Origin of the sequence: Actinoplanes palleronii (assembly GCF_016862315.1) — a bacterium.
GTDB lineage: Bacteria > Actinomycetota > Actinomycetes > Mycobacteriales > Micromonosporaceae > Actinoplanes > Actinoplanes palleronii.
This window is the reverse complement of record NZ_BOMS01000026.1, coordinates 290,997-307,217: the sequence shown is the minus strand read 5'-3', so window position 1 is coordinate 307,217 and position 16,221 is coordinate 290,997. Positions and strand designations below refer to the sequence as shown.

Here is a 16,221-nt window from a genome sequence, read left to right as displayed (position 1 = left end):
AAGGTTCACAGAAGGGCACCTCTTTGCTCCCGCAGCACACTGGCCGGCGGCTGGCGCTCGCCTCCGCGGTCGCCGTCGCCGCCGGCACGGCGCTCGCCGTCACGACCACGGCGGAGGCGGCCACCGGCGCCGGCGCGGACCACCTCCTGCTCTCCCAGGTCGAGGTGACCTCGGCGGCGACCGGGATCACCCTGGCCCGGGTCACCGGGACCGGCGCCGCCGACGGCGCCGCGATCACCCTGCCGACCGCCCTTTCCGGTACGAACAAGCCGGTCACCCTCGAGGGCGACTCGGCGGCGGTAGGCGCCCTGGCCCGGTCGGCCGACGGCCGGTACGTCACTCTGGCCGGCTACTCCGCCGTCCCGGGTGCCGCGACCGCGTCCGCCCCGCGCGTGGTGGCCCGGGTCGACGCGGCCGGCACCGTGGACTCGTCCACCACGCTGGGCACGTCGTTCACGCAGGAGAAGGTGCGCGGCGCGATCACCGGCGACGGCACCCGGTTCTGGGTGACCGGCCACGGCGCGACGGCCGCCCCGGCCGGTGGGCTGGTCTCCGTGGCGCTCGGCGCGTCCACCGGCACCGTGCTGGCGAGCGGCAGCGACGCGCTGAACAACACCCGGACCGTGCAGCTCGCCGACGGCGCGGTCTGGTTCGGCAGCGAGAAGGGCTCGGCCGGGCTCTACCGGCTGGCCGGGAGCAGCGCCACCCGGGTCGTGCCGATCGGCGCGGACGGCTCCGGGCCGGTCTCGTTCGTGCTGCTCGACCGGGACGCGGCGGTGACCGGCTCGGACACGATCTACGTGCTGCGCGAGGGCGACGGCGTCTACAAGTACTCGTCGGACGGCTCGGCGTGGACCAGCCGGGGGAAGATCTCCAGCACGTCCGGGTGGACCGGGCTGACCGGAGTGGTGGACGGGACGAGCGCCCGGCTCTACGGGATCAACGGGGACGGCGCCAAGAACACCCTGGTCCAGCTGACCGACACGGCGAAGCCCGCGGCGACGGCGTCGATCTCCAGCCGGAGCACGGTGGCGACGGCGGCGAGCGGGGTGGCGTTCCGCGGCGTGGCCCTGGCACCGGGCGGGGTCGCGACACCGAGCCCGAGCACGAGCGCGTCGAGCAGCGCGACGCCGAGCCCGAGCACGAGCACGAGCAGCGCGACGCCGAGCCCGAGCACGAGCGCGTCGAGCAGCGCGACGCCGAGCCCGAGCACGAGCGCGTCGAGCAGCGCGACGCCCACGCCGAGTGCGAGCACCGGTCAACCCACGTCGACGCCCACGATCGGGCTCTCCACCGCGTACCTCTCAGGGTCTGTCGGTGGGAACGGTGACCCGGCGGCGACCGTGACCGTCGCGCAGACCGGTGGCGACGCGAACGCCCTGACCGTGACCGCGTCGGCCTCCAGCAGGACCGCAGTCGCGACCACAGCGGACGTCACGGTCACCGGGACCGGTGGCACCCGGCAGATCGCGGTCGCCCCGCGCGGCCGTGGCTACACCGACCTCACCCTCAAGGTCACCGCGCCGAACGGCAAGTCGGCCACCACCACGCTGCACTACGCGGCGTCGGCGGCCGTCCAGGACGCGGCGGGCACCCGCTACCTGACCGGCGCGAGCGACTCCTCGGCCGCGATCGACGCCGGTGACGGCTACCTGATCGCCGCCGACGACGAGACCAACGTGCTGCGGCTCTACCGCCGGGACGCCTCCGGCGCGCCCGTGCGCACCTGGGACTTCAGCGGCCAGGCCGGTGTCAGCATCGAGATGGACCTGGAGGCGGCCGCCCGCACCGGCGACACCGTCTACTGGGCCGGGTCGCAGGGCAACAGCAAGAGCGGCGAGCTGCGCCCGGACCGCACCGCGCTGTTCACCACGAAGGTCACCGGCACCGGCGCGAACACACAGCTCACCTTCGGTGGCGTCTACCACGGGCTGCGGGCCGACCTGATCGCCTGGGACCAGGCGAACGGCAACAGGTACGGCTTCGCGGCGGGCGCCGCGGCCGGCAACATCCCGAAGCAGATCGACGGCTTCAACCTGGAGGGCCTGGAGTTCGCGCCGGGCAGCACCGGCACGGCGTACCTCGGTTTCCGGGCCCCGCTGATCGGCGGCCGCGCGCTGCTCGTCCCGGTGACCAACCTGGACAAGCTGACCTCCGGAGCAAAAGCCACCTTCGGTACGGCGATCACGATGGACCTGGCCGGGCTGAGCATCCGGGACATCCGGGCGAACGCGGCCGGCCAGTACCTGATCGTCGCGGGCTCCTGGGCGGCCGACGACAACAGCGACCCGTACGCGCTCTACTCCTGGGACGGCGTCGCCGCGCACGCCCCGGTGCTGGTGCGCTCGCTGCCCACCGCGGACCCGGGCGGCTGGGAAGCGATCGTCGCGGTGCCCGACCTGACCGTGGCCGGCGCGCGGGCCCAGCTGGTCACCGACGCCGGCGCCGCCGACCTGTACGGCGACGGCACCGAGGCCAAGGACCTGACGCACGCCGAGTGGAAGAAGTCCCGGGCGACCTGGTTCACCGTCAACTGAGCCCGGGTTCCGTAAGGTGATCCACATGCGGCCCACCTTGAGCACTGTGAAGACCCGGGCGGCGCTGCAGAACGCGGCCCGGGTCTCCGCTCAGACCCTGCTCATCCTGTTTCTCACCTACGTCGTGCTGCAACTGCTCGGGATGGCCTGGTCGGTCCTCTGGCCGCTGGTCGTGGCGCTGCTGCTGACCACGCTGACCTGGCCCCCGGTGCGGTTCCTGCGCCGGCACGGCTGGCCGCCGGCGCTGGCCGCCGCGCTGGTCACGGTGCTGTTCCTGGCCCTGGTCGCCGGGATCATCGTGTTGATCGCGGTGCCGGTCTCCGGCGAGTTCGACAGTCTCGCCGACGGGATCACCAAGGGCATCCAGCAGGTGCGCGACTGGGCGTCCGGGCCGCCGCTGCACATCCGCGACGACCAGGTCTCCAGCGCGCTGGACCAGGCGGTGGACAAGCTGCAGCAGAGCGTGGGCAGCATCGCCACGGCCACCCTGACCGGGGTCAGCACGATCGTCAACGGCCTGGTCACCACGATCCTCGCGCTGTTCCTGATGTTCTTCTTCCTCAAGGACGGGCCGCGGTTCCTCCCCTGGCTCGGCCGTCAGCTGCCCGGCCGGCTCAGCGACGACCTGCCGGAGATCGCCACCCGCAGCTGGAGCACACTCGGGTCGTTCGTCCGCTCGCAGGCGTTCGTCGGCCTGCTCGACGCGGTCTTCATCGGGCTCGGTCTGTGGATCGTCGGCGTCCCGCTGGTGCTGCCGCTGGCCGTACTGACGTTCGTGACCGCGTTCATCCCGATCGTCGGCGCGGTGCTGGCCGGTCTGGTCGCGGTGCTGATCGCGCTGGTCTTCACCGGCTGGGTCAAGGCGCTGATCGTGCTCGGCATCATCCTGCTGGTCCAGCAGCTGGAGGGGAACGTCTTCCAGCCGATGATCCAGAGCCGCGGGCTGGGCCTGCACGCCGCCGTGGTGCTGCTCGCGGTGACCCTGGGCGGCAACCTGGCCGGGATCGTCGGCAGCCTGCTCGCGGTGCCGGTGGCCGCCATCATCGCGGTGATCTGGGGCTACCTGCGGGAGCAGCTCAGCGATCCGGCGCCGGAGCCGGCCGCCGATCCGGAACCCGGCCCCGATCCGGAACCCGCGACCGGCATCGACGAATAGGAGTACGGCGGGCGCTACTCTGTGCAGCGATGACAGCGAAGCGGCCCGCCACCCTGCACGACGTCGCCCGGCTCGCCGGGGTGTCGGTGGCGACCGCGTCCAAGGCGCTGAACGGTCGCCGGCACGTCTCCACCACCACCCGGGCCGACGTGCTGCAGGCCGCCGAGCGGCTGGCGTACTCGCCGAACACCCTCGCGCGGGGGCTGGTGGCCGGGCGTACCGGGATGGTCGGGCTGCTCACCTCGGACCTGGAGGGGCGGCTGTCCATCCCGATCCTGATGGGGGCCGAGGACGCGTTCGGCGCCGACCGGACCAGCGTGCTGCTCTGCGACGCGCGGGGCGACGCCGTCCGCGAGGGGCACCACCTGCGGACCCTGCTCAGCCGCCGGGTGGACGGGCTGATCGTGGTCGGCGCCCGACCCGACCCGCGCCCCTCGATCGGGCGGGACCTGCCGGTGCCGGTGGTCTACGCGTACGCGCCGTCGGACGACCCGGAGGACCTCTCGCTGGTCAGTGACAACGTGGCCGGTGGCCGGCTGGCGATCCGGCACCTGACCGAGGTGGGCCGGCGGCGGATCGCGCACATCACCGGCGACCCGTCCTACAGCGCGGCGCACGACCGGGCACACGGCGCCCGGCAGGAGCTGGCCGCGCAGGGCCTGGAACTGGCCGGTGACCGGGTCTACTTCGGCGCCTGGTCCGAGGAGTGGGGCCGCAGCGCCACCCGGATGCTGCTCGCCCGGCACGACGCGATCGACGCGGTCTTCGCCGGCTCCGACCAGATCGCCCGCGGGGTGATCGACGCCCTGCACTCCTCCGGCCTGGAGGTGCCCCGGGACGTGGCGGTCCTCGGCTTCGACAACTGGGAGATCCTGGCGGCCAGCTCGCAGCCACCGCTGTCCAGTGTCGACATGAACCTGAAGACCCTGGGCCGGGTGGCCGCGGAACGGCTGGCGGCCGCGTTCGACGGCAAGCTCGGCTCCGGCGTCGAGCAGCTGCCGTGCCGCCTGGTGCCCCGGGAGTCCACCGCCGCCTGACCGCTCAGACGCCGTGGAACCGCCACTGGAAGTGGTAGAGGTTGGCCAGCGTCGGTGACGTCACCGTCCAGGTGAACACGGTGCCGTCGGCCGACTCGGACCGGGCCGGCGCCTCGCCCAGCGGCTGGTCACCGGTCCAGCTCACCCGGCGACCGGAGAGCCGGGCGCCGGTGTGCCGCGGGAAGGTGAGCGAGCCGGAGATCCGCATCGTCGGCCAGCGGATCTCGCGGGTGAACCAGGCGCCCCACTTGCGGTGGTGCACGCGATACCCGCAGGTCACCACCGCGGACTGCCCGGGATAGACCGGGCGCAACGACCGGCTCGGCTCGAAGAAGATCTCAATTTTCTTGTACGCGTCCCGGTCACGGACCACCCGCCACGCGGTCGGCTCGCCGTCGAAGCGGGCCCAGAACGCGGTCTCGGCCAGGGTCACCGGATTGTCCCGGTAGAACGAGTGCGAGCGGGCCGGGTCGGCCGGGAACGCGTCCACCTCGATCCGGGTCGGGAACCGGGTGAGCGGCCGCTGCCCGATGTTCCGGATCGTGCGGGAGATGGTGATCTCGTAGTACCCGTCGTCGGCCAGGCGCAGGTCGGAGTCCTCCTGCTCGACGAAGAGCTCGCTGCCCAGCGACGCGGTGCCGCCGATCGGCCAGCCGGCCGCCGCGCCGGGTGCGGCCGTGCCGGGTTCCTCGAAGGTCCGCATCAGGGCGCCGCCGCCGTCGAGGACCACCTCGGCCCGGCGGGCGAACTCGAGAGTCGGCCGGTGGCGGCCACCCTCGACGTGACTGACGTAGGAGGGGTCGAACCCCATCCGCGCCGCCAGGTCCTTCTTGCTGAGCTGCCGGGTCTCTCGCAGCCTGGTCAGTGTCGTGGCGAACGCGTCAGCCGCGGTGTCGTCGAGTTTTGTCATGTGCGGGCCACCTCGTACCCGGGATACCAATCCTTTTCGATACCCCGGGCCGTGGGCAAGATTCTGTCCGCTATCCGCCAACCCCAAAAACACTTCTCCGGTACGACCGGAGCCGCTCGAACGGCTACTTCAGGTACGTCGTGTCGGTGCCCACCTTGCCGGGGGCCGGGGTGGAGGGCTGGTCGAGGACGTAGACCCGGAGGTTGCCCTTGCCGGTCAGGGGGATGGTCAGCGAGCCACCGGTGACCACCTTCCGGTCGCCGGTGACCGCGTCGGCGTAGGTGCCGTTCGGGATGCCGGTGAACGTGGCGCCGCCGGAGACCGTGACCAGGGCGAAGCTGTCGACGCCGCCGGCGGTGTAACGGCGTTTGTAGGCCATGCCGCCGGAGACGCCCTCGGTGGAGTACTGGCCCATCTGCAGGGCCGGGACGGCGCGGCGGATCTGGTTGAGCCGCTGCACGTGCTTGACCAGCGGCTGGGACAGGGTGGTGGCGACCGCTCCGGTGGCCGCCGCGACCACGCCGTAGTCGTTCGCGGTGACCGTGCCGGTCAGGTTGTCGCCGTAGTAGGCACGGCCGGTGCCGGCGAGCGGGCAGGACGGGCCGCAGTCGATCTGCCTGCCGGCCTGGAACTCGATCTCCGAGCCGTAGTACAGGGTCGGGATGCCGCGGAACGTCCACATCAGCGACATGTTCTCGGCCCACGCCTCGGTGCCGCCGGAGTAGCGGGTCGACGACTTGTTCGGGCCGTAGTCGTGCGAATCGACGTAGACCGCGTTGTAGGTGGCGTCGTTCACCGAGTCGTCGGAGTCCTTGCCGTTGGAGAACGCGTTCTGCGCGTCGCCGAAGTTCATGTGCATGCGCATGTCGATGATGTTCATGCCGGAGAACTGGCTGCGGTCGGGGGAGTGGTAGGTGTTGCCGTTCAGGAACGCGTTCGTGCTGGTCGGCTGATTACCCGTACCCAGGTTGTTTTCGTAGTTGAATTGTTCGAGTGCGGCGGCGACGTCGTCGTCGGAGTAGGACCTGCGTTCCTTCCAGGTGAAGAACTGTGCGGAGTGGTTGACCGAGCCGCGGTTCCACTTGTCGTTGACGAACGCGCCGACCTCGCCGAAGACGTAGAAGTCGTTGGCCTTGGCCGCGCCGTACTTGCCGACCAGGTGCTGTTGCAGGGCGGGCAGGAAGCGGCGGTTCCAGGTGACCCGCGGGATGTGCACGGCGGTGTCGATCCGGAATCCGTCGACGCCCATGTCGATGTACCTGTTGTACGCGTCGATCAGGTATTTCTGCACGACCGGGTTCTCGGTGTTGAAATCGGCCAGGTCCTCGTGCAGCCAGCAGGAGCGGGAGTCCTCGCCCTCCCAGTTGCCGATCCAGCACTGGTGGTAGAGGTCGGCCGGGAACATCTTGGCGGTCGGCGACGGCCATTGGCAGTGGTAGAGCGCGTATCCCTCTTTGCTCTTCCCGCCGGTGGGCGTGCCGTAATTCGGGCAGGTGTTCCCGGCCGGCGCGGTGGTGCTCCACAGGTCGCCGTTGTAGGTGCGGCCCGCGCTGTCCTCCTTGAGCGGGTCGTACTGGGCACCGGCCGTCTTCTCGCTGTAGTACCAGCTCCACTGGCTGTCCCGGACGCCGTAGACGGTCGGGGTGTAGAGGCCGTTCGCGCCCCACCGGGAGCTGTGGTTGTAGACCACGTCCTGGTAGATCTTCAGGCCCTTGGCGTGCGCCGAGTCGATCAGCTGCTGGTAGGACGCCCCGGTCGACTCGAGCCGCGGGTCGACCCGGTAGAAGTCCCAGCCGTGGTACCCGTGGTAGTCGTAATCGGACCGGTTCAGCACCACCGGGGTGATCCAGATGGCCGAGAAGCCCAGCCCCTTGATGTAGTCGAGCTTGTCGACGAGCCCCTGGAAGTCGCCGCGGAACATCGGGTCGTGGTTCGCCGCGTTCCCGGACGTCACGTTCTGGCTGCCGCCCCGGTCGTTGGCGGTGTCGCCGTCGTAGAACCGCGCGGTCATCACGAAGTAGATGCTGTCCTTGCGCGGATCACCGCCGAGCATCTCGCCACTGGTCGACGGCGGAACGGACACCGTGGGCGTGGGGGTGGGCGTCGGTGTCGGTGTCGGCGTCGTGCCGCACGGGGTGGTCGAGCCGACCACCCCGCCGGAAACGGTCACCACCCCGGTGCCGACGCGGTAGTTCGCGCCGCCGTTGTTGTCCCAGGTGCCGGAGCCGTTGTTGAAGACGACCTGCATGCCGTCGGCGGTGCCGAGGTCGATCACCTTCTGGTGCCAGCCGCTGCAAGAACTTGCGGTCATGGCCACGCCGGGGACCGTGGTCCAGGCGCCGCCGGTGGGCGCGTAGTGGATGTTGACGGTCGTCCACGCGGTGGGCGCCTGGTAGTAGACGGTCACCGAGTTCGCCGCGCGCGCCGCCGGTGCGGCCAGCACCAGCAGGGGAAGAGCGCAGAGCGCGGCGAGCACTCTTCGGAAGATTCTGGACACGGGGGCCTCCAGGACCACGGGGCGTCACAAGCCGGAAATCCGGCGTTCATGGGTGAACGGACGGTAGCAAGTTCTTGCAGCCCGTGAAAGAGGTTCCTATCAATGTCGGAAAAGGACGGCTCCCCGATCGCAACCCCGGGTTCACGAAGGGTGCCCGGCCGGTCGCCGATTTTCGCCACTGCACCACACGGGGAGGGACCGAGGGGGAGAGCATGCGATGACTGTTCCGATGACGATCAGCCCGGCCGAAGGGCGTTTCGCCGAGGCCGAGCACTACCGGTCGGCGGTGGCCGAGGTCCCCGAGGTCCTCGAGCTCGCCGCGGAGGCCTGTCAGGTGCCGATGGCCGCGCTCAAGGTGATCGGTGGCGGCACCGCGCACTTCGCCGCGACGCTGGGCATCCGGACCGCGGTGGACGTGCCGCAGTCGATGTCGCTCTGCGACGTGGTGGCCGCGACGAACGACACCATGATGGTCCGGGACGCGACCACCGACCCCCGGCTCTCCACCCACCCGCTGGTCCGCGGCGCGGAGCACGTCCGGTTCCTGGGCGCGGCCCCGCTGCACCACAACGGGCAGATCGTCGGCGCGCTCTGCGTCTTCGACGACACCCCGCGGCGCAACATGGACGCGACCATCCGGCTGCTGTCCCGGATCGCCCGCCGGGTGGACGCCGAGACCGGGCTGCGGCACCTGGTGGCCAACCGGGCGTTCCCGATGGCGGTCGACCAGGACGACGTGGTCTCGGCGATCTCGCACGAGATCCGTACCCCGCTCGCGTCGATCCGCGGCAACCTCGAGTTGCTCACCGACACGCCCGGGGCGATCTCACCCGGGTTCGAGCGCCGGGTCGACGCGATCACCCGCAACGCGGATCGGCTCTGCCGCACGGTGGAGAACCTGCTGCGCGCGGTCAACCAGCAGATGCACGAGCCGGTCGGCGAGCGGCAGCTTGTCGACCTGGGCGCCGTGGTGACGGCGGCGCTGGCCGGGATCGGCGACCGGACCGGGCGGGTGCGCGCCAGCCTGCCGGCCGGCCAGGTCTGGGTCACCGCGGACCCGCGACTGCTCGAGGTGGCCGTCGGTCACCTGATCAGCAACGCGCTCTGCTTCGGCGAGGACAAGCCGGTCGAGGTGGTGGTCGAGGCCTACCCGCAGCCCAGCGTGACCGTTCGTGATCACGGGCAGGGGATCCCGGAGGGCGAGCTGGCGATGCTCGGCGCGCCGTTCCTGCGCGGCGACGACGCCGTGCTGGCCCAGGCGCCGGGGCTCGGGCTGGGCCTGTCGATCAGCCGGCGGATCGTCCAGGCGCAGGGCGGCGGCCTGCGCCTGGAGAGCGTGCCGGGCTCGGGCGTGACGGCCCGGATCGTCCTCCCCGCGACCCACGTGCTCTAAAAGACCGCCAGACCACGGTCCCGGAACTGAGCTTGCACGCGTTCCAGCAGCTCAGCATCCGGGGCCGAGGTCTGTGCGAGGGGGAACGGCAGGCCGAGGGCCTGGTACTTGCCGGCGCCGAGGCGGTGGAACGGCAGCACCTCGACGCGCTCGACCGTGTGCACCGCGGCGGCCAGCTCGGCCACCGCGGCCACGTTCGCCTCGGCGTCGGTCAGCCCGGGCACCAGCACGAAGCGCACCCAGATCGGCACGCCTCGCTCCGCGAGCCGGTGGGCGAACCGCACGGTGGGCTCCAGGCGACCGGTTCCGGTCACTTTCCGGTACGTCGCGGGATCACCCGACTTGATGTCGAGCAACACCAGATCTGTGTACGACAGCAGCTCGTCGTCGGCCCGGTCCCCGAGGAAACCACTCGTGTCGAGCGCGGTGTGCAACCCGTCCTCGTGACAGCGGCGCAGCACCTCCCGTACAAAATCGGGTTGTTCCAACGGCTCCCCGCCGCTCACCGTGACGCCGCCGCCGGCCACCTTGATGAAACGCTCATATCGCGCGATCTCCCGCATCAGCTCGTCGGCGGTCGTCGGCGTCCCGGCGCGCCGGTGCCAGGTGTCCGGGCTGTGGCAGTACTGGCAGCGCAGCGGGCAGCCGGCCAGGAACGCGACGAAGCGCGTCCCCGGCCCGTCGACGCCGGTCGAGACGTCGAACGAGTGCAGGCTTCCGGTGGTCACAGCGACCCGTGGAACGTGCGGGAGATGACGTCGCGCTGCTGCTCGGCGGTGAGCTTGACGAAGTTCACCGCGTAGCCGGAGACCCGGATGGTGAGCTGCGGGTAGTTCTCCGGGTGGACCATCGCGTCCTCGAGCGTGGCCCGGTCCAGCACGTTGACGTTGAGGTGGAAGCCACCCGCGTCGGTGTAGCCGTCGAGCACGCCGACCAGGTTGCCGATCCGCTCGTCCCGGGAGTGCCCGAGGCCGTTCGGGGTGACCGTGGAGGTCAGCGAGATGCCGTCGCGGGCGCTGCGGTACGGCAGTTTCGCCACCGACAGCGCCGCGGCGACCAGCCCGTGCCGGTCCCGGCCGTTCATCGGGTTGGCGCCGGGCGCGAACGGCTCGCCGGCCCGCCTGCCGTCCGGGGTGTTGCCGGTGTGCTTGCCGTAGACGACGTTCGAGGTGATGGTGAGCACCGACAGGCTGTGCTCGGCGTTGCGGTAGGTGGGCTGCTGGCGGATCTTCGCCATGAACCGCTCGACCAGGTCGACGGCGATCGTGTCGGCCCGGTCGTCGTTGTTGCCGTAGGCCGGGAACTCCCCGTCGACGGCGTAGTCGACGATCAGCCCGTTCTCGTTCCGCAGCGCCTTGACCTGCGCGTACTTGATCGCGGAGAGGCTGTCCGCGGCGACCGAGAGGCCGGCCATCCCGGTGGCCAGGATCCGGCGCACCGGGTAGTCGTGCAGCGCCATCTCGATCCGCTCGTAGGCGTACTTGTCGTGCATGTAGTGGATGACGTTGAGCGCGTCGACGTAGGTCTCCGCGAGCCAGTCGAGCGTCGAGTCGAATTTCGCCAGGACGTCGTCGTAGTCCAGAACGTCGGCCGTGACCGCCGGGGAGACCGGAGCCACCTGATCCCCGGACATCTCGTCGCGGCCGCCGTTGATCGCGTAGAGCAACGCCTTCGCCACGTTCGCCCGGGCGCCGAAGAACTGCATGTCCTTGCCGACCCGCATGGCCGAGACGCAGCACGCGATCGCGGTGTCGTCGCTGTAGGCCGGGCGGATCAGGTCGTCGTTCTCGTACTGGATCGCGCTGGTGTCCATCGAGACCTGTGCGCAGAACCGCTTGAAGCCGTCCGGCAGCCGCGGCGACCAGAGCACCGTCAGGTTCGGCTCCGGTGCGGGGCCCAGGTTGTAGAGGGTCTGCAGGTACCGGAAGCTCGACCGGGTGACCAGCGGGCGGTCGTCCCGGTCCATCCCGCCCAGCGACTCGGTGACCCAGGTCGGGTCGCCGGAGAACAGCTGGTCGTACTCCGGGGTGCGCAGGAACCTGACGATCCGCAGCTTGATCACGAAGTCGTCGATCAGCTCCTGGGCGGACTCCTCGGTGATGGTGCCCTCGGCCAGGTCACGCTGCAGGTAGACGTCGACGAAGCTGGAGGTGCGGCCGAGCGACATGGCCGCGCCGTTCTGCTCCTTGATCGCGGCCAGGTAGGCGAAGTAGAGCCACTGGATCGCCTCGCGGCCGGTGGTGGCCGGGCCGGCGATGTCGTATCCGTACCGGCCGGCCATGAAGCGGAGGTCCTCGAGGGCGCGGATCTGCTCGGCGAGTTCCTCGCGGTCGCGGATGACGTCCTCGCTGCTGGTCCGGTCGTCGAGCCCGGCCTTGAGCGCCTTGCGGTCCGCGATCAACCGGTCCACGCCGTAGAGGGCCACCCGGCGGTAGTCGCCGATGATCCGGCCCCGGCCGTACGCGTCCGGCAGGCCGGTGATGATGTGCGAGCGCCGCGCCGCGAGCACGTCCGCCGGGTATGCGTCGAACACCCCGGCGTTGTGCGTCTTGCGGTACTGGCTGAAGGTCGTCCGGACCGCGGGGTCCAGCGTATAGCCGTACGCGGCCAGGCCGTTCTCCACCATCCGCAGGCCACCGGCCGGCATGATCGCGCGACGCAGCGGCGCGGTGGTCTGCAAGCCGACGATCAGCTCGGCGTCCTGGTCGATGTAGCCGGGCGCGTGCGAGGTGATCGTGGACGGGGTGTGCACGTCCACGTCGTGGATGCCCCGGGCGCGCTCCTCCGGGAACATCCGGCTCAGCTGGTCCCAGATCCGCGTGGTGCGCTCGGTGGCGCCGCTCAGGAACTCCGCGTCTCCGGTGTACGGCTCCACGTTGTCGCGGATGAACGCGCTGACGTCGACAGTCTCGCGCCACGTCGTGCCGTGGAAACCCCGCCAGGCCGTGCTGGTCATGATGCCCTCCTCGTGTCCGTCACCAGCCTGGCGCGCGGGCGGTCCCCGGTGGCAGGGCCGAAGGACCCGGACGGGGCTGCACATCGACAGGTGTCGGCGTAGCGTCGGCGGCCATGAGTGACCTAATCGAAAAGCGTCTCTCGACGCTGCTCGCGGCCGGCGTCACCGCGCTGCTCGCGGTGGCCGGTACGGCCGTCCCGGCGTACGCGGGAGGTGGCCCAGCCACACCCGGCTCGGCCGGCCTCGGCGACCGGCTCTACCCGCTGCTCGGCAACGGCGGGTACGACGTGCAGGACTACGACCTCCGGATCCGGTACCCGGAGAAGGACCCCAAGCAGACCGTCACCGGTGACGTCACCATCACCGCGGTGGCCACCCAGAACCTGTCCCGTTTCGACCTCGACTTCGGCGGTGACGCGGTCGGCACGGTCGCGGTCAACGGCCGTCCCGCCACGTTCAGCCGGTCCGGCGACGAGCTCGTCGTCACCCCGGCCCGCGACCTGCACAAGGGCAAGCGGTTCTGGGTGACGGTCAGCGGTTTCACCGCCACCCCGATCCCGGCCAACGCCGACTCGCCGGCCGGGTTCGTCACCACCCCGGACGGCACCATCATGGCCGGTCAGCCGGACCAGTCGCACCAGCTGTTCCCGAGCAACGACCACCCGAGCGACATGGCGTCGTACACCATCTCGATGACCCGCCCGGCCGGCTGGACCGCGGTCGCCAACGGCCGGCACGTCCGGGACAAGACCCGCGGCGCGACCGTGACCTCGACGTACCGCGAGGCGAAGCCGATGGCCAGCGAGCTGATCCAGCTCGCCGTCGGCGCGTTCACCGTGCAGACGCGCCCGTCGGTCGGCGGCGTGCCGATCCGCGACGTGGTGCCGACCCGGCTCGCCGCCGAGCTGCTCCCCAAGATCGAGGTGGAGCGTGCGCAGCTGTCCTGGATGACCGGCAAGGTGGGCAGGTACCCGTTCGAGGAGTACGGCTCCCTGATCATCGACGCGGATCTGGGCTTCGCCCTGGAGACGCAGACGCTCTCGCTCTACGACACCGGGCTGTTCGGGCTGCCGTCGTACATCCTCGACCCGATCATGACGCACGAGCTGGCGCACATGTGGTTCGGCGACAGCGTGGCGCCCGTGACCTGGAGCGACGTCTGGCAGAGCGAGGGACACGCCACCTGGTACGAGCTGCTCTACGCCGACGAGACCGGTCAGCTCGAGGACTACACCGGCTACACCAGCCGGGAGGCGTACTTCAAGGACGTCTACACCCGCGGTGACCAGTACCGGACCAAGTACGGCCCGGTCGCCCACCCGCTGAAGGCCGACTCGATCTGGGACGTCTTCAACCCCAATGTGTACGACGGTGGCGCGCTCGTCCTGTACGCGCTGCAGCAGAAGATCGGCGTGAAGAAGTTCGAGGCGCTCGAGCGGGCCTGGGTCGCCACGAACCGCGGCAAGTCGGTCGGCGCGCGGGACTTCATCGCGCTCGCCTCCAAGGTCTCGCACCAGGACCTGCGGGGCTTCCTGAACGACTGGCTCTTCGGCACCAAGACCCCGCCGATGCCCGGCCACCCGGACTGGACGACGACGGCCCCGGCTCCCGCTCTGGCGAAGAGCGCCCCGCAAAGCGCCTTCATCCGCCGCTGATCAACCCACCATCTGTTCGGCGAACGACACCAGTTGCTGGCCCATCGCGTCGTCGGTGACCAGGAACTGCAAGCCGATCTCCTGCTGCCCGGGTGAGTCGACCACGTTGACCACCCGGGCATGCACGGTGAGCGTGTTGCCGGTCTTGCCGGTCAGCTCGGCGTCCACGGTGGCGCCCTCGGTGTACGGCGCGTCGCCGGTCACGATGCAGCGCAGGCCGCCCGCGCTGAAGTTGATCAGGGTGGCCGGCGTCGGCGTACCACCGGCCCGGCGCAGCGCGACCTTGCCGGCCGCCGCGATCCGGTCGTGCTCGCGCCGCTCGAGGCGGCTGGCCAGGTCGGTCATCTCGTCGACCCGGCCCAGCGTGTCGGTCATCTGCACGGAGAGCCGCTCGACCAGCTCGCCCTGATCGGCGGCGACCGTGCGCAGCGAGGTGGCCGCGTGGCCGACCCCGCCGATGCCCTCGATCATCGTGCTGATCGTCTCGGACATCGCGGTGGTGTCCCGGCGCAGGTCGTCGATGGTCCGGGTGATCTGGTCGGTGGACTCGGCGGTGTGCATGGCGAGCTGCTTGACCTCGTCGGCGACGACCGTGAAGCCGTAGCCCAGCTCGCCGGCCCGGGCCGCCTCGATCGTCGCGTTCAGCGCCAGCAGCCGGGTCTGCCGGGCGATCCCGGTGACCAGCGCCGCGGTCGACGCCACCCGGCGCAGGCTTGCCTCCAATGACGCGATGACCCGCTCGGCGTCGTGCGCCTGGCCGACGATCGTGCTGGTCGCGGCGTCCGTCACGCTGATCCGGTCGTCGATCACCTCGGCCGCGGTACGCACCTCGCTGACCTTGTCGGTCACCTGCCGCAGCTCCTCGGCGATCACCGTGGTCGACTCGTCGATGATCTCCTGGGTGCGCCGCCGGAACTGGGTCTCGGCCTGCCGCTGGTGCAGGAAACCGGCCCGCAGCTGCTGCTCCCGGGCCACCTCGGCCTGCACCAGGGCGTCGTCCTGCTCCTGCAGCCGGGCCCGGGCCACCACCAGGGCCCGGCCGATGTCACCCATCTCGTCGCGGCCCTCGGGCAGCGGGCGGGGCGCCAGGTCGGAGCCGGCGATCGCGGTCACCGCGTCCACCATCTGCAGCACGTCGTGGCTGGTCCGCCAGAGCACCCCGGCCGCGCACCACAGCGCCAGCAGGAACCCGCCCAGCGAGATGCCGACGACCAGGCCGCGCTCCCGGGAGTCCTCGTCCGTCCGGCCGGTGAGCAACTCGGTGAGGACGCCGGTCAACGGGGCCACGGTCGCGGTCGCCGCCGTCGCGACCGCGACCGGATCGCCGGCCAGGGGCGAGCTGAGCGTCTCGGTGATCGCCTGGTCCAGCGTGATGATCGCGTCGGCCAGCGCCTGCACGGTGGCGAGCCGGTCGGCCAGCCCGGCGCTGTCGGTGTGCTTCGTGGCGGTGACCACGTCCCGGCGCAGCGCGTCCGCGACACCCTCGAGCCGGCCGGCCAGCACCGCCTTGGCGGCGACCGCCTTGCGGGTGGTCAGCGTGGTGTCCGGGTGGGCCGCGGTCAGCGCCGCCAGCAGCGCCTGCGGCACCTGCACGATCTGCGCGTCCATCACGTAGAACGAGTCCAGGTCGGGGTCGAGGATCAGGTTCGAGTCGTCGCCGACCGCGGAGATCAGGGTGACCAGCGCGGTGGCGGTGGCGATCCGCGCGGCGGCCCCGCCGCTGCCGATCTCCGGCACCGCGGCCAGCTCGTCGCCGATGTCGAGGTCCGGGTGCTCGGCGACCACGGCACGGATCGCGGCGAGGTCCGGGTCCCGCCCGGCGGTGATGTCGGCGAGCGCGGTCAGCATCGGGCCGAGCACCCCGACGCCCTGTCGTTCCCGGTCGGTGAAGGCCAGGTCACTCGCCTTCTCGGCGGCGTACATGCCGGTGGCCAGGGCGCCCGGCACGAGCAGGACGAGCACCACCATGCCGAGCCGCATGCCGGTGCGCAGCCGGTCGGTGATCGCCAGAACCGGGCGCAGCAGGGCGGGCGGCGTGCCGGTCGCCGGGTTCGGAGTCAGAATCGGCCTCCCTCGTCGT

The 16,221-nt window shown here is 71.0% G+C and carries 10 protein-coding genes; 5 read left to right on the top strand and 5 right to left on the bottom strand.

Going from position 1 to position 16,221, the window contains the following annotated elements:
• The first annotated feature begins 23 nt into the window (after positions 1–23).
• Genes Apa02nite_RS11100 through Apa02nite_RS11090 form a run of 3 tightly spaced genes read left to right on the top strand, consistent with a single transcriptional unit; the run spans position 24 to position 4,730 of the window.
• The gene (locus tag Apa02nite_RS11100) at positions 24–2,537 is read left to right on the top strand and encodes a DUF3616 domain-containing protein (RefSeq protein WP_203824964.1); all 2,514 of its coding nucleotides are present in this window, start codon (positions 24–26) and stop codon (positions 2,535–2,537) included.
• 25 nt (positions 2,538–2,562) lie between these two features.
• Positions 2,563–3,693 (top strand): AI-2E family transporter, encoded by a 1,131-nt coding sequence (locus tag Apa02nite_RS11095; RefSeq protein WP_067701623.1) that lies wholly within the window; start codon positions 2,563–2,565, stop codon positions 3,691–3,693.
• 29 nt (positions 3,694–3,722) lie between these two features.
• Positions 3,723–4,730 carry a LacI family DNA-binding transcriptional regulator gene (locus tag Apa02nite_RS11090; RefSeq protein WP_203824963.1) on the top strand — a complete coding sequence of 336 codons (1,008 nt, stop codon included), beginning with the start codon at positions 3,723–3,725 and terminating at the stop codon, positions 4,728–4,730.
• A gap of 4 nt (positions 4,731–4,734) precedes the next feature.
• Here the strand turns inward: Apa02nite_RS11090 and Apa02nite_RS11085 are convergent, their stop codons facing one another.
• Both Apa02nite_RS11085 and Apa02nite_RS11080 read right to left on the bottom strand, forming a co-directional pair.
• Positions 4,735–5,640, bottom strand: a complete 906-nt coding sequence (locus tag Apa02nite_RS11085; protein WP_203824962.1) for a helix-turn-helix domain-containing protein — start codon at positions 5,638–5,640, stop codon at positions 4,735–4,737.
• 124 nt (positions 5,641–5,764) lie between these two features.
• On the bottom strand, positions 5,765–8,137 hold the full coding sequence (locus tag Apa02nite_RS11080; RefSeq protein WP_203824961.1) for an alpha-amylase family glycosyl hydrolase: 2,373 nt from the start codon (positions 8,135–8,137) through the stop codon (positions 5,765–5,767).
• Positions 8,138–8,354: 217 nt separating this feature from the next.
• Here Apa02nite_RS11080 and Apa02nite_RS11075 point away from each other — a divergent pair, with 217 nt between their 5' ends.
• On the top strand, positions 8,355–9,530 hold the full coding sequence (locus Apa02nite_RS11075) for a GAF domain-containing sensor histidine kinase (RefSeq protein ID WP_203824960.1): 1,176 nt from the start codon (positions 8,355–8,357) through the stop codon (positions 9,528–9,530).
• Here the strand turns inward: Apa02nite_RS11075 and pflA are convergent.
• Together pflA and pflB are read right to left on the bottom strand one after the other, a co-directional pair.
• Positions 9,527–10,258 (bottom strand): pyruvate formate-lyase-activating protein, encoded by a 732-nt coding sequence (pflA, locus tag Apa02nite_RS11070; protein WP_203824959.1) that lies wholly within the window; start codon positions 10,256–10,258, stop codon positions 9,527–9,529. The two genes, Apa02nite_RS11075 and pflA, sit on opposite strands and share 4 nt — an antisense overlap.
• Positions 10,255–12,486: a formate C-acetyltransferase gene (pflB, locus tag Apa02nite_RS11065; RefSeq protein ID WP_203824958.1), complete on the bottom strand. Its 2,232-nt coding sequence runs from the start codon at positions 12,484–12,486 to the stop codon at positions 10,255–10,257. The genes pflA and pflB overlap by 4 nt, the downstream gene beginning before the upstream one ends.
• A gap of 113 nt (positions 12,487–12,599) precedes the next feature.
• Between pflB and Apa02nite_RS11060 the strand changes: the two genes are divergently transcribed.
• The gene (locus Apa02nite_RS11060) at positions 12,600–14,141 is read left to right on the top strand and encodes a M1 family metallopeptidase (protein WP_203824957.1); all 1,542 of its coding nucleotides are present in this window, start codon (positions 12,600–12,602) and stop codon (positions 14,139–14,141) included.
• On the opposite strand, the gene Apa02nite_RS11055 is transcribed toward Apa02nite_RS11060, so the two are convergent.
• Positions 14,142–16,121 carry a methyl-accepting chemotaxis protein gene (locus Apa02nite_RS11055; protein WP_203824956.1) on the bottom strand — a complete coding sequence of 660 codons (1,980 nt, stop codon included), beginning with the start codon at positions 16,119–16,121 and terminating at the stop codon, positions 14,142–14,144.
• Positions 16,122–16,221: the final 100 nt, after the last annotated feature.